At 58.6% G+C, this 18,876-nt stretch carries 21 protein-coding genes; 7 read left to right on the top strand and 14 right to left on the bottom strand.

Annotation, left to right across the window (positions count from 1 at the left end):
* Positions 1-499: 499 nt before the first annotated feature.
* The gene (locus DXT96_RS11665; protein ID WP_153514953.1) at positions 500-1,069 is read right to left on the bottom strand and encodes a GNAT family N-acetyltransferase; all 570 of its coding nucleotides are present in this window, start codon (positions 1,067-1,069) and stop codon (positions 500-502) included.
* Between the two features lie 296 nt (positions 1,070-1,365).
* Between DXT96_RS11665 and DXT96_RS11660 the strand changes: the two genes are divergently transcribed.
* A complete protein-coding gene (locus DXT96_RS11660) occupies positions 1,366-2,358 on the top strand; it encodes a glutathione S-transferase family protein (RefSeq protein ID WP_153514952.1) in 993 nt (330 codons plus the stop codon).
* A 15-nt stretch (positions 2,359-2,373) separates the two neighbouring features.
* Here the strand turns inward: DXT96_RS11660 and DXT96_RS11655 are convergent, their stop codons facing one another.
* Positions 2,374-2,853: an NUDIX domain-containing protein gene (locus tag DXT96_RS11655; RefSeq protein WP_153515120.1), complete on the bottom strand. Its 480-nt coding sequence runs from the start codon at positions 2,851-2,853 to the stop codon at positions 2,374-2,376.
* A gap of 81 nt (positions 2,854-2,934) precedes the next feature.
* Between DXT96_RS11655 and DXT96_RS11650 the strand changes: the two genes are divergently transcribed.
* The gene (locus DXT96_RS11650; protein WP_153514950.1) at positions 2,935-3,885 is read left to right on the top strand and encodes a metallophosphoesterase; all 951 of its coding nucleotides are present in this window, start codon (positions 2,935-2,937) and stop codon (positions 3,883-3,885) included.
* A gap of 213 nt (positions 3,886-4,098) precedes the next feature.
* Here DXT96_RS11650 and leuA read toward each other — a convergent pair whose 3' ends face one another.
* From leuA to DXT96_RS11630, 4 genes are all read right to left on the bottom strand, one after another.
* Positions 4,099-5,808 (bottom strand): 2-isopropylmalate synthase, encoded by a 1,710-nt coding sequence (gene leuA / locus DXT96_RS11645; RefSeq protein WP_149900015.1) that lies wholly within the window; start codon positions 5,806-5,808, stop codon positions 4,099-4,101.
* 322 nt (positions 5,809-6,130) lie between these two features.
* Positions 6,131-6,367: a type II toxin-antitoxin system BrnA family antitoxin gene (gene brnA / locus DXT96_RS11640; RefSeq protein WP_153514949.1), complete on the bottom strand. Its 237-nt coding sequence runs from the start codon at positions 6,365-6,367 to the stop codon at positions 6,131-6,133.
* Entirely contained in the window at positions 6,348-6,617 is a 270-nt protein-coding gene (locus DXT96_RS11635; RefSeq protein ID WP_153514948.1) for a BrnT family toxin, read from the bottom strand. The genes brnA and DXT96_RS11635 overlap by 20 nt, the downstream gene beginning before the upstream one ends.
* A 34-nt stretch (positions 6,618-6,651) precedes the next feature.
* The gene (locus DXT96_RS11630; protein WP_153514947.1) at positions 6,652-7,830 is read right to left on the bottom strand and encodes a benzoate/H(+) symporter BenE family transporter; all 1,179 of its coding nucleotides are present in this window, start codon (positions 7,828-7,830) and stop codon (positions 6,652-6,654) included.
* Positions 7,831-8,111: 281 nt separating this feature from the next.
* Here DXT96_RS11630 and DXT96_RS11625 point away from each other — a divergent pair, with 281 nt between their 5' ends.
* Positions 8,112-9,194 carry an esterase-like activity of phytase family protein gene (locus DXT96_RS11625; protein ID WP_153514946.1) on the top strand — a complete coding sequence of 361 codons (1,083 nt, stop codon included), beginning with the start codon at positions 8,112-8,114 and terminating at the stop codon, positions 9,192-9,194.
* Positions 9,195-9,256: 62 nt separating this feature from the next.
* Here DXT96_RS11625 and DXT96_RS11620 read toward each other — a convergent pair whose 3' ends face one another.
* Together DXT96_RS11620 and DXT96_RS11615 are read right to left on the bottom strand one after the other, a co-directional pair.
* A complete protein-coding gene (locus DXT96_RS11620) occupies positions 9,257-9,901 on the bottom strand; it encodes an NrsF family protein (RefSeq protein ID WP_371418845.1) in 645 nt (214 codons plus the stop codon).
* Positions 9,898-10,446, bottom strand: a complete 549-nt coding sequence (locus DXT96_RS11615; protein WP_153514945.1) for a sigma-70 family RNA polymerase sigma factor — start codon at positions 10,444-10,446, stop codon at positions 9,898-9,900. The genes DXT96_RS11620 and DXT96_RS11615 overlap by 4 nt, the downstream gene beginning before the upstream one ends.
* 184 nt (positions 10,447-10,630) lie before the next feature.
* Here DXT96_RS11615 and DXT96_RS11610 point away from each other — a divergent pair, with 184 nt between their 5' ends.
* A complete protein-coding gene (locus DXT96_RS11610) occupies positions 10,631-10,888 on the top strand; it encodes a pentapeptide MXKDX repeat protein (protein ID WP_153514943.1) in 258 nt (85 codons plus the stop codon).
* Positions 10,889-11,060: 172 nt separating this feature from the next.
* Here the strand turns inward: DXT96_RS11610 and DXT96_RS11605 are convergent, their stop codons facing one another.
* Positions 11,061-11,642, bottom strand: a complete 582-nt coding sequence (locus DXT96_RS11605; RefSeq protein WP_153514942.1) for an ATP-dependent Clp protease proteolytic subunit — start codon at positions 11,640-11,642, stop codon at positions 11,061-11,063.
* A gap of 232 nt (positions 11,643-11,874) precedes the next feature.
* Here DXT96_RS11605 and DXT96_RS11600 point away from each other — a divergent pair, with 232 nt between their 5' ends.
* Together DXT96_RS11600 and DXT96_RS11595 are read left to right on the top strand one after the other, a co-directional pair.
* Positions 11,875-12,465, top strand: a complete 591-nt coding sequence (locus DXT96_RS11600; protein ID WP_153514941.1) for a HupE/UreJ family protein — start codon at positions 11,875-11,877, stop codon at positions 12,463-12,465.
* A 100-nt stretch (positions 12,466-12,565) separates the two neighbouring features.
* On the top strand, positions 12,566-13,315 hold the full coding sequence (locus tag DXT96_RS11595) for a DUF2076 domain-containing protein (protein WP_153514940.1): 750 nt from the start codon (positions 12,566-12,568) through the stop codon (positions 13,313-13,315).
* 25 nt (positions 13,316-13,340) lie between these two features.
* Here the strand turns inward: DXT96_RS11595 and queF are convergent, their stop codons facing one another.
* The 4 genes from queF to DXT96_RS11575 all read right to left on the bottom strand — a co-directional run bounded on the left by queF (position 13,341) and on the right by DXT96_RS11575 (position 16,456).
* A complete protein-coding gene (queF, locus tag DXT96_RS11590) occupies positions 13,341-13,805 on the bottom strand; it encodes a preQ(1) synthase (protein WP_153514939.1) in 465 nt (154 codons plus the stop codon).
* A gap of 17 nt (positions 13,806-13,822) precedes the next feature.
* On the bottom strand, positions 13,823-14,725 hold the full coding sequence (locus tag DXT96_RS11585; protein WP_149900294.1) for a cation diffusion facilitator family transporter: 903 nt from the start codon (positions 14,723-14,725) through the stop codon (positions 13,823-13,825).
* 154 nt (positions 14,726-14,879) lie between these two features.
* Entirely contained in the window at positions 14,880-15,281 is a 402-nt protein-coding gene (locus DXT96_RS11580; RefSeq protein ID WP_153514937.1) for a glyoxalase superfamily protein, read from the bottom strand.
* 68 nt (positions 15,282-15,349) lie between these two features.
* Positions 15,350-16,456: a branched-chain amino acid ABC transporter substrate-binding protein gene (locus DXT96_RS11575; protein WP_149900005.1), complete on the bottom strand. Its 1,107-nt coding sequence runs from the start codon at positions 16,454-16,456 to the stop codon at positions 15,350-15,352.
* A 286-nt stretch (positions 16,457-16,742) separates the two neighbouring features.
* On the opposite strand from DXT96_RS11575, the gene DXT96_RS11570 reads away from it, so the two are divergent.
* Positions 16,743-17,918, top strand: coding sequence for a DUF3095 domain-containing protein (locus DXT96_RS11570; RefSeq protein ID WP_153514936.1), 1,176 nt, complete (start codon positions 16,743-16,745; stop codon positions 17,916-17,918).
* Positions 17,919-18,058: 140 nt separating this feature from the next.
* Here the strand turns inward: DXT96_RS11570 and DXT96_RS11565 are convergent, their stop codons facing one another.
* Positions 18,059-18,382, bottom strand: a complete 324-nt coding sequence (locus tag DXT96_RS11565) for a helix-turn-helix transcriptional regulator (protein ID WP_046797913.1) — start codon at positions 18,380-18,382, stop codon at positions 18,059-18,061.
* Positions 18,383-18,876: the final 494 nt, after the last annotated feature.

Raw genomic sequence — 18,876 nt, 5'->3', positions numbered from 1 at the left:
CGAAATCGACTGTCGATTGCTATCGCATGGGGGGAAGAAACGGAATTGAATTTTCACGTTGTGAGGAGAACTTCATGTCACCTTGCGCCTCGCGAAGATTGGCGGGCAGTCTCGATGTTTGTCGGAGTTCTCAAGGTTTCCCTTCCGTCATCCCCGCCTTGAACCCCTGCTGTCCGGTTTAAATGACCGGATACACTGCATTGCATCGAGGTTGGCGGGAACGGCGCACCTTTTTCTCGGCGTCATCCTTGGGCTTGTCCCAAGGATCTAAGCACATTGAAAAAATCAATACGTTAGCAGATCCTCGGGTCAAGCCCGAGGATGATGTCTGCGTGTCTGGCGAGGTTCGTCATTCATCTGATGATGCTATGTTTTGCTCGTGCCCAGAGCGGCATCATAAAGCGCATCCGACCATTTAAATCGAACGGTGGCGGCCTTCAGCCGGGATAACGGGGCAGGTACTTTTGTAAAACATCAAGCCTCCTGAGAAGAAACGCTCTCAGCCATAAACCCGAAGAGGCTCCTCGCAACCATCGTCCTCAGCCGTGGCGGCCGGCATAGCAGCCTCGCATTTGCGCCAGCCGATCTTGCCTTCCAACCGCTGGTGAACGTCGGTGCCAATCGGCACCACCAGCACCCGGTTCGGGTCGACCGGCCCCGGAAAATCGAGCGCCGCATAAGCGACCTTCTCGAAACCGAGCGGCATGTAATAGGGCGGATCGCCGATCAGGATCACAGCCTCGGAACCCTTCCGCCGGGCAGCCGCAATGGCGATCCGAACGAGTTCCCGGCCGATGCCCTTGTTCTTGTGCGAGGGCCGAACCGCGAGCGGGCCAAGCATATGGCCCTTTACCCCACCGGCCAGAACCGGCGTCATGCGCACCGAGGCAATCGTCTCGCCATCATCGGCGCAGACGAAGGACAGCGACCGGTCATGCGGACCCTGCTCGCGAATGCGAGCTGCCGCCCGTGTGTGCCGGCCGGGACCAAATGCTTCTTCGTTGATGACTTCGATGATGGCGTCGTGCGACGCGTCCTCGGTGAGGTAGACAAGATCGTGCTTGGACATGAAGAGACCGAAACTTCCAGAATGCGGATGCGACAATAGATGACGACTGCGCCGGTAAGGGCGTTCAGGAGCGTCAGCGTCGTCGGAGCATCCGTAGTTCGATCATAGTCGGCAATTTCCTCAGATTTGTGAAAATCGCAATTATCAGGAAAATTCCCACCCGTCCAGAACAAATCTCGAAGCCATCTCATTCAGCCTCTGCAAGAGCAGAAACGCATTGTTCAACGCCTTGCGGGTTCGCGAGACGACAAGGAACGGTTAGGATCGCCGTCAAGGAAACAAACAAGGAGATCGTTATGGGCATGCTGGTGGAAGGCGTATGGAAAGACGTCTGGTACGACACCAAGGAAACCAAGGGGCATTTCAAGCGCGGCGCCTCGCAATTCCGCAACTGGGTCACAGCAGATGGCGCTGCCGGTCCTTCGGGAGAAGGCGGTTTCAAGGCGGAGAAGGATCGCTACCACCTTTACGTCTCCTTCGCCTGCCCCTGGGCGCATCGAACCCTGATTTTCCGCAAGCTGAAAAAGCTGGAAGACCTGATCTCCGTCTCCGTTGTCGATCCGCTGATGCTGGAAAACGGCTGGGAATTCAGGCCTGAGAACGAACGCACACCGGGCGCGACGGAAGACCACCTGTTCGGCTCCTCCACGCTCTGGCAGGTCTACACCAAAGCGGACCCCAAATATTCCGGGCGCGTCACCGTGCCGGTGCTTTGGGACAAACAGCGCGGCACCATCGTTTCGAATGAATCGGCGGAAATCATCCGCATGTTCAACGCTGCCTTCAACGATCTCACCGGATCGGAAGCGGATTATTACCCTGAGGCGCTGCGCGCCGAGATCGATGCGCTGAACGACGTCATCTATGACACCGTCAATAACGGCGTCTACAAGGCCGGTTTCGCCACCACGCAGGATGCCTATCAGCAGAATGCCGTGAAGGTGTTCGAAACGCTGGACATGCTGGAAGATCGCCTGAAGGATCGGCGCTTCCTGTTCGGTGCGGAGCAGACGGAAGCGGACTGGCGCCTGTTCACGACGCTGGTGCGGTTCGACCCCGTCTATGTCGGCCATTTCAAGTGTAACATCCGCCGCATCCACGACTATCCGCACCTGACGGGTTACCTGCGCGATCTCTACCAGACGCCGGGCGTACCTGACACGGTGGATATACGCCACATCAAGGAGCACTATTACCGCAGCCACCACACCATCAACCCGACCGGCATCGTGTCCGTTGGCCCGGAACTGGACCTGACCATGGCCCATGGCCGCGAGGTGCTTGCCTGACGGAAAAGACGGCCGCTACCAGTAGTCGCCAATGGCCGTTGCTTCGCCGGACAATTCGGCAAGGCGGCGGCGGGTGGCGGGCGTCATGCCTTCCGGCAGGTTGGAGAGATCGAAAAAGCCGCTCTCGACAATTTCATGGTCGGGCTTTTTCGGCTCGGTCTGGGTGACAACCAGCCGGTAAAGCGCCACATGGTCGCGGTTGCTGCCTTCCAGATTGAGATAAACGTGGATCAGCTCAGGCGTCGAGGCGGCCACGAGATTACCCTCTTCGCGGATTTCCTTGTTGAGTGCCATCAGCAGGGTCTCGCCGCGCTCCACCCCGCCGCCGGGCAGGTACCAGCCGGGCAGATAGGTGTGCCGCACCAGAAAAATCCGACCCTGATCGTCGAAGCAGGCAGCCCGCACGCCAAGGGTTGCACCGCGCGTGAACAGAAATACGAAATGCATCAGCCGGATCAGCAGGCGCGTGTGGAACGGACGGCCCTCCCGCCGCATTGTTTCATCACTCACTCTGGTTTCTCCCCGTCGGCAGGCTTTTGTTGGACGTGCGGCATATCATAGGTTATCTCTGCCGCCATGTTCAAACTTGCGCATATTTCAGACGTCCATTTAGGGCCATTGCCAAAACTCACTTTCCGGGAACTTGCATCCAAGCGCATCACCGGTTTCGTCAACTGGCACCGCAACCGTCGCAAGCACCTGTTCACCGATACGCTGGAAAAGCTGCTCGACGATCTGGAGACCAAATCCCCGGATCATCTGGCTATCACCGGCGATCTCGTCAATCTTGCGACCGGCATTGAAATTCGCGCCGCCGCCGACTGGCTGGAGGAAGTGGGCGAGCCTGAAAAGACCTCCGTCGTTCCCGGCAACCACGACGCCTATGTTTCCGGCGCGCACGACAAGGCCATGCAGGCCTGGTACCCCTATGTGCGCGGTGATGGCGATCCGCCGGAATGGGACGATGACCGCAAGATCTTCCCCTATATGCGCGTGCGCGGCCCCGTGGCGCTGATAGGCTGCTCCACCTCGATTGCCACGCCGCCCTTTTCGGCAACCGGCTATTTCGGCAACCGGCAGGCCCGCGCCACGGCGGAACTTTTGAAAAAAGCTGGCGAACAGGGGCTGTTCCGCGTGGTGATGATCCATCACCCGCCGATCCGGGGAGCCACTGCCGCCCACAAACGCATGTTCGGCGTTCGCCGTTTTGCCGCAGCGCTCGGCGTCGGCGGCGCGGAACTTGTACTGCATGGGCATACCCATCTCAACACGGTCTACTGGCTGAATACGCATCACGGGGAAGACCACATCCCGGTCGTCGGCATCGCCTCGGCCAGCCAGGGGCCGGGTGGGGAGAAACCGCGCGCGGCCTATAATCTCTTCCACATTTCCGGCGGTCCCGGCACATGGAACGTCACCTGCGAACGGCATAGTCTTGATGAGACGGGGACGGGCGTGGCGCTGGAGGATGTGCGGGTGTTTTATGACAACGGGCGGCCGTTGGGGTTTTCGCGGTTGGGGGAATAGCGTTCGCTCCCGTGAGTTTGGAGGGTGGGGCTTCACCCCCCTCTGCCCTGCCGGGCATCTCCCCCTCAAGGGGGGAGATCGACTCGCGGGTAGGTCCCGCCCATCTCAACATTTGTGAATGAAGTGGCGGTAGCGCCTCGTGCTGATCTCCCCTCTTGAGGGGGAGATGTCCGGCAGGACAGAGGGGGGTAAAGCCCCACCCTCAAAGCCAACTTACTTCGCCCGCTCTTCCAGCACCCTGTTCGCCGCCGAAACAATCGCCTCCAGCGAAGCGCCAACAATATTCGTATTGACCCCCGCCCCGAACAGCTTCCCACCCGGATGCTCCATCTCGACATAAGCGATGGCCGAAGCATTCGAACCGTGCTGCAGCGAATGCTCCGAATAATCATTCACCGACAGATCAACCCCGAGATAAACCGACAGCGCATTGATGAACCCGTCGATCGGCCCGGTGCCCTTGCCTTCGATGCGCTTCACCTCGCCATTATCGGTAATTTCGGCGGCAACGATGCGCACGCCCTTGAAATCGCCCGCCGGATAGGTGTGGTGATCGACGAACTTGATGCGCGCATTCGGTTGCGTCACGTAACGCTCCATGAAGCGCTCATAGATGCGCTTGGCCGGCAGTTCGACACCTTCTTCATCGGTGATGCGCTGGATGTCCTCGCGGAACTCCACCTGCAGGTTACGCGGCAGGTTGATGCCATAATCCTGCTGCAGAATATAGGCGATGCCGCCCTTGCCGGATTGCGAGTTGATGCGGATGATCGCCTCGTAGGAACGGCCGACATCCTTCGGATCGATCGGCAGATAGGGCACTTCCCAGACCGGATGGTTGGCGACCTTGATCGCCTTCATGCCCTTGTTGATCGCATCCTGATGCGAGCCGGAAAACGCCGTATAGACCAGTTCGCCAACATAAGGATGGCGCTCGGGGATCGTCATTTCGTTGGAATATTCATAGACCGCCTTGATGCGCTCAATATCGCGGCAATCCAGTTCCGGGTCCACACCCTGCGTATACATGTTCAGCGCCAGCGTCACGACATCGACATTGCCGGTGCGCTCGCCATTGCCGAACAGCGTACCCTCGACGCGGTCAGCGCCGGCCATCAGAGCCAGTTCGGTTGCGGCGATGCCGGTGCCGCGGTCATTATGCGGATGCAGCGAGATGATGACGTTTTCACGGTTGTCGATATTGCGGCACATCCATTCGATCTGGTCGGCATAGATGTTCGGCGTCGCCATTTCCACTGTCGAAGGCAGGTTCAGGATGAGCTTGTTGTCCGCCGTCGGCTTCACCACCTCGACCACGGCGTTGCAGATTTCCAGCGCCACTTCCAGCTCGGTGCCGGTAAAGCTCTCAGGCGAATATTCGAAGCGGAAACCACCACCGGCCTTCGCCGCCATGTCGGTGATCATCTTCGCGGCATCAACGGCAATCTGCTTGATACCATGCACATCCTTGCCGAACACCACGCGGCGCTGCAGTTCCGAAGTGGAATTGTAGAAGTGGATGATCGGCTTATTGGCGCCTTGCAGTGCCTCGAAGGTGCGGGTGATCAGCTCCGGACGGCACTGCACCAGCACCTGCAGGGACACGTCATCAGGCACATTGCCTTCTTCCACACACCAGCGGGCAAAATCAAAATCCGTCTGCGAGGCGGAAGGAAAACCGATCTCGATTTCCTTGAAGCCCATTTCGAGCAGCAGCTTGAACATGCGGGCCTTGCGGTCGTGGCCCATGGGGTTGACCAGCGACTGGTTCCCGTCGCGCAGATCCACCGAACACCAGATCGGCGCCTTGTCGATGGTCTTGCCCGGCCATGTGCGGTCAGGAATATTGATGGTCGGATAAGGGCGATACTTGACGTTCGCGTCGTTCATGCCCTTGGAAATATTGGTGATCTTGCCGTCCATTTTCGCTTCCTCCTTGCGCAGTCCGCGGGCTTCTTCAAGCCATCGGCGGATGCGCGGCCCTTTGAGGGCCTAAATCCAGTATAAAATGAGATTTCGAGATGAGGAGCGTTTGCGCCAGCGGGCTTTCGGCCGCCGGGCGCTCCTCACTGGACCCGGCAACCGCGTGTAAGGTCGAGGCTAAGAAGCGAGAGTGCACCGCACGGCGAGGCCTTCGCAGAAATCTGCGCGCTCATGCCGAAAATGGTTGCGATGCTGTTGCTCATGGGCACGTGTATAAACAGCGGCTGGCGGTCTGACAAGTGATGTTGTCCATCTTCCGCGCCTATTTTGCTCGCTGATTGTTCTCAAGCTTTTCCGATATCCATTTGACGATAAGCGCCTCGCGCGTCGTTCCAAGACGAGCCGCTTCCGCATCCACCCGACGCAAAATGCCATTGGGAAGATCGAAATGAGTGTGTTCCGTGCCGGGGCGACTGGCTTTCGACCAGTCGACATAGTCGTCGATGTCTTCGCCATCGTCGAATTTCCTGTCGAGATCTTCAGCGCTGATCGTCTTCATAACGCTGCCTTTCCTTGTCTCTGGAACGTCTGACGGAAATAATCCGCAACCGGTCATTTCTGTAGGTATAGACTGTGCTCCAGCACTTTCCGCGCAATTGAGCGATCATAATATACCGCTCTTCCGACGTGGTTTCGAGAGGTGCGACAAGTCTTTTCTCGTCAAGCCAAAGCGCCTTTGCCTCACCGAAATCTATTCCGTGTTTGTCTTTGTTGCTCTGACTTTTGGCAGGATCGAATTCGAAATCCATAAATAGTATTTCTTTAAAACAATAAGCATCCTATCTAACCACGCTTCACCACCCGCTGCAACGCCATCATCAGCCCGCCACCGATCAGGCCCCAGAACGCCCCGGAAACGCCTGCGAAAGACAGGCCGGAAGCTGTGATGAGGAAGGTGATCGCCGCTGCCTCGCGGGTTTCCGGCTCCTTGAAGGCTGCGACGGCGGAGCCGGAAAAGGCGCCGACCAGCGCAAGACCCGCCACCGCCTGAATGAGGATGGGCGGCGCCAGCGCCACAAAGGCCGTGACCACGCCGGCCAACAGGCCGAAGATGATGTAGCCGACACCGCCGATGATCGCTGCCCAATAGCGCCGTTTGGGGTCGGCATGGGCGTCCTCGCCCGCGCACATCGCCGCGGTGATCGCCGCAAGATTGACCGCGTGGCCGCCGAAGGGGGCGGAAATCAGCGAGAAGAAGCCCGTCGCGGCGAAAAGCGGTCCGGGTTGCGGATCGTAATGATTGACCTTCAGCACCGCGATGCCGGGAATGTTCTGCGAAGCCATGGTGACGATGAAGAGCGGCAGCGCGATCGAGACGATGGCGTGCAGGCTGAAAACCGGCGTCACCCATTCCATCGGCGGCGTCAGCGATTGCGCCACGCTATCAAGCGCGCCCGCCGGAATGTCGACGCCGAAGATCATGACAAGCACGAAGGCGGCAAGCGCGGCAGGCACGGCGAAAAGCCGCCGGAAAGCCCCCACCACGATCCAGGCGAGAATGATCGGCAAACCAAGCGCCGGGTTAAAGCCGATCGCCTTCACCGGCGCAAAGCACAGGCCGATGATGACACCTGACAGCATGGCATTGGCAAGCGGTGCGGGAATGGAGGCAACGGCGCGCCCGAGCGGCTTGAACAGGCCGGCGATGATGATCAGGACAGCGCAGATGATGAACCCGCCGACAGCCGCCGGAAATCCGCCATCGATCACCCCGGTGGTTGCCAGAAGGGCCGCACCCGGCGTCGACCAGGCAATGCTGACCGGCAGCCGGGTGGTGGCGGAAAGAACGATGGCGCAAAGCCCCATCGCCACCGAAAGCGCCATCAGCCCGGAAGCTGCCTCGAAATCCGTCGCGCCGACGGCTTTCAGGCCCTGCAACACAACGGCAAAGGAGCTGGCAAAACCGACAAAGGCGGTAAGGCACCCCATGAACAGGCTCTGGACGGAAAAATCTTTCAGCATGAAGCACTCTGCGGGCCTGCTGCCAGTCGCAAGAACCGCAGCGGACGGCGGGGCGACAGGCAGGAACAAAATTTGAAGCGTAGGGCGCGAATCCGGACAGCGCGACACGCTTTGGATGAAGCATGACTATATTCAGGATCAAAAAAGACAAGGCTTGGCAAGATGAGTGGCCGGACTTCAGGTACGGAGATCCGGAAAACGTCATCAAAGTTTAGCGGCAGGGCGCTAATCCTCGCGGCATCCATCACAACAAGGCATCCGCCGCAAAAAGGATCGTCTCCATGTTTCGCATCGCCACCGCCGCCGCTTTCTGCCTTGTGGCCCTTCCGGCCGCCGCCCAGACCCCGCCACCGCCGGCCTTTCTCGGCCAGATCGTCGTGCCTTCGGGCCTCTCCATCAATGGCGTTGCTTTCGGCGGCATTTCCGATCTGAGCTTTGATAGCGAAACCGGCCGTTATCTGGCTATTTCCGATGACCGTGTCGAAAAAGGCCCTGCCCGTTATTACGAACTGGAACTGGCCGTGACGGAAGGTGCCGTCACGCTGAACATCGCCGCCACACATGAATTGAAGGACGAGACCGGCGCGGCCTTCGCGTTGAAGGGCATCGACGCCGAAGGCATCGCGCTCGACGGCAAGGCCGGCAAGCTCTATTGGTCCTCGGAACGCGACCTGAAAAATCAGCCGGCGATCTATGTCTCGGACGTCGATGGCGGCAATGTGAAGCGTCTGGAACTGCCCGAGGCCTATCTTGTCAATGACGCCAAGACCCGGGGCGTGCAGAACAATCTCGGCTTTGAGGGGCTAACGCTGACATCCGGCAAGCTCATCGCCGCCACGGAAAACGCGCTGACCCAGGACGGCCAGAAGGCGACGCCGCAGGCCGGCAGCCCGTCCCGCATTCTCGTCATCGACACGGCGACACTGAAGCCGGTTGCCGAACATGTCTATGTCACCGAGGCGATCTCCAAGACCCCGACAGCCGCCGAGCCGAAATATAACGACAATGGTCTCTCCGCCATCGCCGCCATGCCGGATGGCCGCTTCGTCACTGTAGAGCGCAATTTCGCTTCCGGCGTCGGCAACCATATCCGCTTTTTCATTGCCGACCTGTCCGGCGCGGAAAACATCCTCGGCAAGGACAAGATCGAGGCGGCAAATGTGCGCGCCGTATCAAAAACCCCGTGGTTCGAGATCAACGAAGGTGATTTCGGTCTCGACATCGACAATATCGAAAGCTTCGCATTCGGACCGGTGGTGGATGGCAAGCAGCTTTTCTTCATCGCCTCGGACGACAATTTCAATCCCGGCAAGCAGTTCACCCAGTTCGCGGCCTTCGCAATTCCCGCCAATTTGGGTCAGTGAAATCTATGACGACATGAGATACCGGCTCCGGACCATGTTCGGAGCCGGCAGAGATGCGCATTTCACCAGCGCAGAAAACGGGAACCCGCAAAGGCGCCGATCAGGCCCATCATGAGAATGCCGAGCGAATACCAGATCAACACGAATGCCATGCCGTTTTCGGTGCAGAACCAGGAATAGACCCAGGCTCCGGCCGCACCCGCCGCAAGGCCACCGACAAAACCGGCAAGCGTGGGATCAGCGGGGGCGGAACGCTTAAGAGCGGTGAAATTCGCCAGAAACACGGGAAGCGCAAAAGCGACGATCAGAAACGGGCAATGCAGCGCCGACGATCCCAGAATAAGGGTGGCGTAACTACCTGGCACGGCAAACCCCAGCTGGACGAGCGCAATCGCCGCCATCGCGATGAAAATCACCGCGAGCCAAACGAAAAAAAGGCCACTGTCGCCATCAGGCCGGGCAAGGCGTCGGACGGCGGCAAATGCGGCCACGGCCAGCAGGGCATTATAGGCCGACTTGATCCAGAAACCCAGTTCGCTCAGAGCATCATCCATATCACCGCGCAGCCCGAGAATGACGAGCATCAACAACAGCGAAACGCCGAGCGCGGGCAAGGCCGCGAGCGCGAGCCTGCGCTCCGTTGCAAAAGCTGCGACAGGCTTGAGGTCGCCTGCCAGTTGCTCGATGATGTCTTCCGTCTTTCTCACGTTTCGCCTCGCAATTTTGCCGCCAGGGCTTTCAACGTCCTGTGGATGCCGACCCGCGCCGCAAGTTCGGTCTGGCCGGATTTTTCCGCCGCTTCGGCGATCGACTGACCTTCGAGTTTTACCCTGCGAATAAGGTCGCGTTGCCGCTCCGGCAAATCATTGAGCAACCGTTCCACATCCATGCGCGCCGTGACCGCGTCGACGGACGTTTCCGCCTCCAGCGTCTCATCGAGCTCGACTTCGGCCCGCATCCGCGCGCCCCTGCCGCGGTAGTGGTCGATGAGCTTGTAGCGCGCGATCGAAAAGAACCAGGCCGTGAACGGTCGCCCACGATCATAGGTCTCCCGTTTGGCGTGAAGCGACAACAGGGTTTCCTGCACAAGATCTTCCACATCGCCTCTGGAGGCGGACGCCATGCGCCGGCCGTAATAGGCAAGCAGCAGCCGGCGCAAGGCATGGAGCAAATGCCTGTAGGCGCTTTCGTCCCCATCGAGGGAACGCAGCATCAGTGTTTTTAATGTTTCTTCCGAAAGGCTGCCTGTCATCGTCACTATCGGGTTATACGCACTCCACAGAATATTGTTACATAATCGCTTTTAAAAAATCTCGCCCGAATATGACCTCACAAGCGCGTGAAGGTGTAACGATGAGGCGTTTCCGACCGAATGGACAATCGTGAGCCCCGGCAAGACGCCGGCCGACACTCGAAGACGTCCAGAGGAGACCTTCATGACCCGCATTTTTTCCGCCATCGCCGCCGCTTCCATGCTGTCCGCTCTTTCTTTCGCAGGCATCGCCCATGCTGACAGCATGAAAACCGACACGATGAAGAAGGACACCATGAAGCCTGAAACGATGAAAATGGAGACGATGAAAAAAGACGGCATGTCCATGGCCAGCAAAAAGGACTGCATGCACAAGGCCGGCATGGAAATGGACAAGATGAAAAAGGCCGACATGATGAAGGCCTGTGACACAATGAAATGACGCCAGAGCATTTCCGCTTTTCTCCGAAACGCGAAACACTCTGTCTCTTTGTTTTTACGCATTGTCCTGACGTAAAAGCGATCCCGCTTTTACCGGAAATGTTCTAGCCTGAATGAAAAAGCCCGCGTCGGTTTGCACCGACGCGGGCTTTTTAAAACGGGAAGTCAGAAACTCAGAGTTCCGACTGGCTCTCGACGATCTTGCCGACGAGGCCGTAACCCTTGGCATCTTCCGCGCTCAGCCAGTAATCGCGATCGATGTCCTTGGCGATCTTCTCTTCGCTCTGGCCGGTGGCCTTGGCGAAAATCTTGATCAGGCGCTGGTTCATCTTGATGATTTCGCGGGCCTGGATTTCGATGTCGGACGCCATGCCGCGTGTGCCGCCGGAGGGCTGGTGCAGCAGGAAGCGGGTGTTCGGCAGGCAGAGGCGGCGTTCTTTCGGCACCGAAACATAGATCAGCGCGCCGGCGGAAGCGACCCAGCCAGTGCCGATGATATAGACCTTCGGCTTGATGAACTTGATCATGTCATGAATGGAATCACCCGATTCCACATGACCGCCCGGCGAATTGACGTAAACGCGAATGTCGTCGTCGCTGGCAGCGGCAAGGGCGACCAGCTGCGTGCAGACCTTCTGCGCCAGTTCCTGTGTGATGCCACCATAGATGAAGATCGAACGCGACTTGAAAAGATTCGCTTCCGTTTCCTTGCCGATCGGCAGTTCCTTGCTCTTGTCGTCTTCGTCTTCGTTCATCAACGGCTCTCTCCAGCGTAATTCGTGCCCTTCGGACATAGTGCGACTTGTTACGTAAGGCAATGAGCAAAAAAGACAAGGTTCGCGCCTGAACAATAAACAGCACCCCCGGCAGATGACGCATGGACAGCCTCTCGGCCTTCGCGATATCGTCAGCGCCTCATTGCAGTGCCGACCGTTGCGGGGAACCCCAAGATACTCAGGCGGGCGGCGACAATCAAAAGAGGGAACCATGCTGAAAAGACTAAGCCTCGCCGCTGCCACGCTCGGCGTTACCACGCTGCCCGCCTTCGCCCATCTGAACCCGGAAGAACACGGCTCCTTCATGGCCGGCGTCTCCCACCCCTTCTTCGGCGCAGACCACATTCTGGCGATGGTGGCCGTCGGCATCTGGGCCTCACAGATCGCAATGGCGCAGAACGATCGCAAGGCGCTGTGGATCGTGCCTTCAGCCTTTGTCGGCACCATGGCCATCGGTTTTCTGATGGCGGTTTACGGTATCGAGCTTCCCTTCGTCGAACCCGCCATTCTCGCCTCCGTCATCGGCCTTGGCCTGCTGGTTGCCGCAGCGGCAAAGCTCCCCACGGCAGCGGCAGCCGCCGTTGTCGGCGCTTTCGCACTGTTCCACGGCCACGCCCATGGCGGCGAACTCGGCAGCGCCGGTGCGTGGCAATTCGGCCTCGGTTTCATGATCGCCACCGCGACCCTGCATCTGGCCGGCATCGCTATGGGTCTCGGCATTGCCCGTTTTGGCTCAGCCGCCAGCCGCACCGTGGGTGCATTGACGGCGATTGCGGGCCTGTCACTTGCTTTCGGCGGCTGACGATCATTACCGAAATTTAAAATTCCGGCCGCTTTGAAAAGCCTGAATTTGCGCCTACCTCCTTGTCGTGGATTTTCGCTTCACGGTAAGGAGGCAGCCTATGTCACCGGAAGAAAGCCAGCTTCTCAAGGGCCTGTTCGACAGGACCAAAACCGCATCCGCCACCCCACGCGACGGCGAGGCGGAAACATTGATCGCGGACGCCGTGCGCGATCAGCCAGCAGCCCCCTATTATCTCGCCCAGGCGGTGATCGTTCAGGAAAAGGGGTTGGAAGCAGCGGCAGCGCACATCAAACAGCTCGAAGACCGCATCCATGCGCTGGAAAGCGGAAATAGCGCCCCGCAGGCAGCCGCACAGGGCGGGTTCCTCAGTTCGATCTTCGGCACAGGACAACCGCAGCCACCCGCACCGACGCCAGCCCCGGTTGCCGCCCCAACCTCATGGCGCAACGATACCGCCGGCCAGACGGCTGGCCCCTGGGGATCGCCGACCGGCCAGCAGCAACCCGGCGGCCCATGGAGCCAGCAGCCCACTGCCGTCGGGCGTTCAGGCGGTGGCTTTCTGCAAGGCGCGCTCGGCACCGCCGCCGGCGTCGCGGGCGGCATGCTGCTTGCCAATTCGCTCAGCGGCATTTTCGGAAGCCATATGTCGTCGCTGGGGTTGGGTTCACCCTTTGGCGGGAGCAATCCTGCGGGCAACGCCCCCGTCGAGGAAACCGTCGTCAACAATTATTACGGCGACAGCGCCAACCCGCAAAATAACGACGATGACGATATCCAGCAGGCCGACTATGACGACAGCGCTGACGATACGGATTCCGATTCAGGCGACGACGGTTCGTTCGCCTGAGCCTTCAATCACGTAAACAGCCGGATCAACCGCGACCGCGATAGGTCGGGACACCCTGATCCGGCAGCCATACGCCGTCGGGCACCGCTCCGGTCTGCCAGAAGACGTCGATCGGGATGCCGCCGCGCGGATACCAGTAAGCGCCGATCCTCAGCCATTTCGGCTGCAACAGTTCCACCAGCCGCCTGGCGATATAGACCGAGCAATCCTCGTGGAAGGCGCCGTGGTTGCGGAAGGATTGCAGGAACAGCTTCAGCGACTTCGATTCCACCAGGAAATCACCCGGAATATAATCGATGACGATATGGGCGAAATCCGGCTGGCCGGTCATCGGGCAAAGCGAGGTGAATTCCGGCGCGGTGAACCGCACCACGTAATCGGTGCCGGCATTGCCGTTCGGCACCTTTTCGAGAATGGCCTTTTCCGGGCTTTCAGGCGTATCGACCTTCGTGCCCAGCTGCGACAGGCCGGAAACATCCGTCACGGACATGGAAAACTCCTGTTCATTCATAAAATGACTTTGACGCCATGCGCCTTTTCGCCTTCCGGCTCGACGTGAATGGCAAGGCTGGCGCCCGGTATGACCTCCCTTATGGCATCTTCAAGGCGGTCGCAAATATCATGCGCCTCCCGCACCGTCATCGTGGCGGGAACGACGACGTGGAAATCGATGAAGGCGGCCGAACCGGCGCGGCGGGTCCGGAGATCATGCACGCCGATGACGCCGCCGGAATGTTCGGCAATCGCCTTCTTGATCGCCTCGTCTTCCTCAGGCTCCACCGCCCGGTCCATCAACCCGCCAAGCGAATGCAGGATGACCTTCGATCCCTGAAACAGGATGTTGATGGCAACCAGTATGGCGAGCAGCGGATCGAGAATGGCGTAACCCGTCAGAAGCGCCAGAATAAGACCGACGAGAACACCCGCCGAGGTCACGACATCGGACATGATGTGATGACCGTCGGCGGTCAGCGCCGGCGAGGCGTATTTTCTGCCGACGCGGATCAGGGTCGTCGCCCAGACGGCGTTGATGACCGCTGCAAATGCGTTGATGGCAAGACCGAGAACCGGCGCTTCCGGCAGCCTCGGATTGAAGAGGCTGCCCCATGCCTCCTGCACGATCAGGAGCGCAGCAACGACGATCAGCACGCCTTCCACGACAGCGGAGAGATATTCCGCCTTGTGGTGGCCGAACTGATGGTCGTCATCGGCGGGTTTCTGCGCATACCGAATGACGAAATAGGCGATGAAGGCCGCGACAACGTTGACGGTCGATTCCAGACCATCAGACAGAAGTGCGACGGACCCCGTGACCCACCATGCCAGAAGCTTGAGGCCCAGCACGCCGAAAGAAAGTGGAATGCCCCAGAATGCGAGCTTCCTTACCAGTGCATTTCCTTCACTGTTCATTTTTGCCCCCGTGCGGATGCGAACGAATTGCATGACCGACTGCCAAAACGCACGAACCGCGCGCACGGGGTCTCCGTGCGCGCGGTTCGCTATTGGGGTTTCTATCGTTCAAACCGCAGGCAAGGTCAAGAGCCTCAAGGTCGCAGCAAGGACCTCAATCCTCGCTTTTCTGCTCGCAGAAACGAATGCGGTTGCCGAAGGGATCAATGACTTCCATCACATCGCCCCAGGGCAGTTCTTCGACGCCCGGCTTCAGGAAGCGATAGTCTTTCGCCACCAGTTCCCGTTGATAGGCGTGAACACCGCGCATGGTGACAAAGATGTTGGAGCCCGGCGTCGCATCGCCGTGATGGCCGCTGAGGTGCAGCCCCATTCCCGCTCGCGATACCTGCATGTAGAGGGGAAAATTTTCGCCGAAGCGATGCTCCCAGTCGATCTCGAAACCGAGAAAATCGACATAGAATTCCCGCGCCTTGGCTTCGTCGAAAATCCTGACGATCGGGAATGTTCGTTCGAAACCGATTCCTGAAAGGCTGTGCTTTCCGGCGTCGCCCATTCTCACCTGCCCCTTTTTCAGGCCACGAAAGAATACCGGCCGCAACGGGTGCGGCCGGTATCGTCAACTTATTCGGCGGCGACGATCTTGCCGTCCTGCCACTTGAAGAGCGAGAAGGTCTGCGACGTCAGGTCGCCATTCTCGCCATAGGTGACCTTGCCGATTGCTGTCGGGAAAGCATCACCGCTCTTCAGAGCCTTGGTAACCGCTTCGGCATCCTTGGCGCTTCCAGCCTTCTCGATGCCGGCCTTCAGAACTTCAACGGCAGCGTAGGCATTGAGGGTGAAGGCTTCCGCCGGAATGTTGGCAGCCTTCAGCGCTTCGGCTGCGGCCTTGGAGTCGTCGTTCTTCAGCGCGTCGGATGCGTTGGTGAAGATGGTGCCTTCGCCAGCCTGCGAGCCGATGTTCCAGAACTCGCTGTTCGACAGGCCGTCTCCGCCGATAACGGCAGCCTTGGAGCCGATGTCCTTCAGCTGGCGCACCAGAAGACCGGCTTCAGGGTGGTAACCGCCGAAATAGACGATATCGACATTTTCAGATTTCAGGCGGGCCGTCAGCGCGCCGAGATCCTTTTCGCCGGGTGTCAGCGCGTCATAGAGAACTTCGGTAACGCCGCCGGCATTCAGCGTCGTCTTGAAGGCATCTGCGAGACCCTTGCCGTAAGCACCCTTGTCATGGATGACGGCGATCTTCTTGTCCTTGAGGTTGGCGAGAACGTATTTCGCCGCAACCTCGGCCTGCTGGTCGTCACGACCGCAGGTGCGGAAGACGTTGGAAAGGCCACGGTTGGTCAGGCCCGGCGCGGTCGCCGTGGGAGTGACCATCAGCACGCCGTTTTCGGCAAAGACATCCGATGCCGGAATGGCGACGCCAGACGTCACCGGACCGACGACGAAATGAATGCCTTCGGCAACGAGCTGGTTGGCCGCGGAAACGCCCTGCTTCGGCTCGCCGCCATCGTCGGCCAGCTTCAGCACGACCTGTTCGCCGAGGATGCCGCCCTTTTTGTTGATTTCATTGACTGCCGTCTGGGCGCCGTTCTTGACCTGATCGCCATAGGCGGCGACGGGACCGGTGAGCGGCGCAATCAGGCCGATGACGATTTCGGCATGGGCAAGGGGTGCGAATGCGAAGGACGCTGCAAGCGTCACGCTGGTCAATGTCTTCAGTTTCATCCTGGTGTCTCCTTAAAAGGGGTCGCGGACCCGGTGAGCGCCATGGGCGTTGACCGAATGAAACTTATCGGACGCCTCCCGGCGAAAACTCGTTCCATGTTTGAATTCCGAGCCTTCAATCTCAACTCATACGGAAGGTTTGATGATTTATGCAAGTCACCTTTGTTGGATAAGGTCTATTACCTGTAAATCAATCGCCCCGCCCGTCATGATTGCGCCATCAGAACCGATAATCGACCCGTCGTAAACCCTTGGCGTTTGGCCGCCAGAAGTGGATAATACCGGCATGATCGCAGCAGATGACGCATTTCTGACGGGCCTTCCCGTCTTCCGGCATTTTGAGGACGTGGCAGACCCGGCGCTTTACCGCGCCCTGCCGGCGGGATGGGGGCTGGCCATCGCCGATATCGTCGATTCGACGGCGGCGATCGGCGCCGGCAGATACAAGGCCGTCAACATGGCGGGCGCGGCCGTCATATCAGGCGTCTCGAACAGTCTTGGCCGTCACGACCTGCCCTTCGTCTTCGGCGGCGATGGTGCGGCCGTCGCCGTGCCGGCAAATGGACTGCCGCTTGCAGGCACCGCCCTTTCGAACGTGCAGCGCTGGGTGAACGACGACCTCGACCTTTCGATGCGCGTTGCCCTGGTCCCCATAGAGGACATCCGCGCAAACGGGTTCGATATTCGCGTAGCCCGCTTTCAGGCAAGTGAGGATGTGTCCTACGCCATGTTTTCAGGCGGCGGCAACAGCTGGGCGGAAGCGCGGATGAAGGATGGGCAATATACCCTGCCAGCAGCCGCAGCGGGCGAGCGGCCGGATCTCACCGGCCTCTCATGCCGCTGGAACCCCATTCCGGCCACCCATGGCAAGGTGGTGTCGATCATCGCCGTGCCGGGACCGTCGCTGGATATGCCCGCCTTCCGGCAACTGGTCGTCGATCTCGTTGATCTCGCCGCGCAGGACGCAAGACATGGCCACCCCGTGCCGGAGGACGGGCCTAAACTCGGTTTTGTTGGAGAAGGCCTCGGTCTGGAGGCAAAGGCTGGCGCAGCCTATCACGATGGCTGGGGGCAGAAGCGCCGTTCGCTGCGCATCCTCGGCGAAAGCCTGCTCGTCAATCTCCTCGGCCTGACCGGGCTGTCGCTCGGGCGGTTCAATGCGGAGCGTTACCGACGCTCGGTGGCCAGCAATACCGATTTCAGGAAATTCGATGACGGCCTGAAGATGACGGTGGACATAGACGCCGCGCGGCTCGAAAAAATCCATGCCCAGCTGGAACAGGCCCGCCTGTCCGGAACCTGTTATTTTGGCCTGCACGAACAGGAGGCAGCCTTGATGACCTGCATCGTGCCCTCGCCGCTTTCGCGGGATCACATGCATTTCGTGGACGGCGCAGACGGCGGATATGCGGCAGCGTCGAGCCGCCTAAAACGACAGATGCAGGCGGCGCAATCCTTCTGAAACCCGCCCTTGTGAGAGGCGTATCTCTTTAGCCTGAATGGCCCCTTCGATCCATACGCAGGACCTGAAAACGAAAAACCGGCGTCGTGCGCCGGTTTCAACGGATATGTTGCCGCGAAGGCCTGAAAATGGCCGTGGGATCAAGCGGCGGTCTTGCTGCTGCTCTTCTGCACCTGGCAATAAATTTCCTCGAGGGAGGCGAGGATTTTTTTGACGGATTCGGAATTGCTGGAATAATAGATGGTCTGCGCATCCCGTCGTGTCTTGACCAGCCGTTGCGCACGCAATTTGGAAAGATGCTGCGAAAGAGCGGACTGGCTGAGACCAACCTGCGAAGCGAGAACACCGACCGGCACTTCCGTATCCACCAGCGTGCATAAGATCATCAGGCGCTTGGGATTCGCCATCGCTGAGAGCAAGTCTGCAGCGGCGATGCTATGTTCCGACAGAGATTGGTTATCCATACGCTCAAGTCTCCTGATGACAGTCGGAAAGACCGTCATGGTGGCTATAATAGGTGTTCCAAAAGAAGTTTTTATAATTCGGCGGATACGTTGTATATACCTAAATCTTGCTTATATCGTGTCCCTTTCAAAGACTATTCTTGATCATTTATTTACTTAAGACATCGCGACTAAATTATAATCTTTTTGCCTGATTTTTATCAATTTAGCAATAACCTTATGTATTAGCAGTAGTATTTATAAGCAGTAAACGATCAAAATTTGAGCGTATAAATCTTGACGACCAGTGCCCGGTTTTGAGGCTTCAATCTTATACCACCTTAAATTTAGCAACGGGCTACAGAATCTAGATTAACTTTGCGCAATTTTCTCGAAATTTGCAATATGATTTTTATTAGTAATTATTTTAATGCATAACTTATGATATCAAAAATATTCTTTGCTACCATGGGAAGGTATAACTTGCGTCGCAGGGATTCCTTTAAAAGCATAAA

The sequence above is a fragment of the Agrobacterium sp. ICMP 6402 genome, assembly GCF_009498615.1.
In the GTDB taxonomy this organism is placed as follows: Bacteria; Pseudomonadota; Alphaproteobacteria; order Rhizobiales; family Rhizobiaceae; genus Agrobacterium; species Agrobacterium burrii.
Note: the sequence above shows the minus strand (reverse complement) of the source record. Positions and strands in the feature narration are given on the sequence as shown.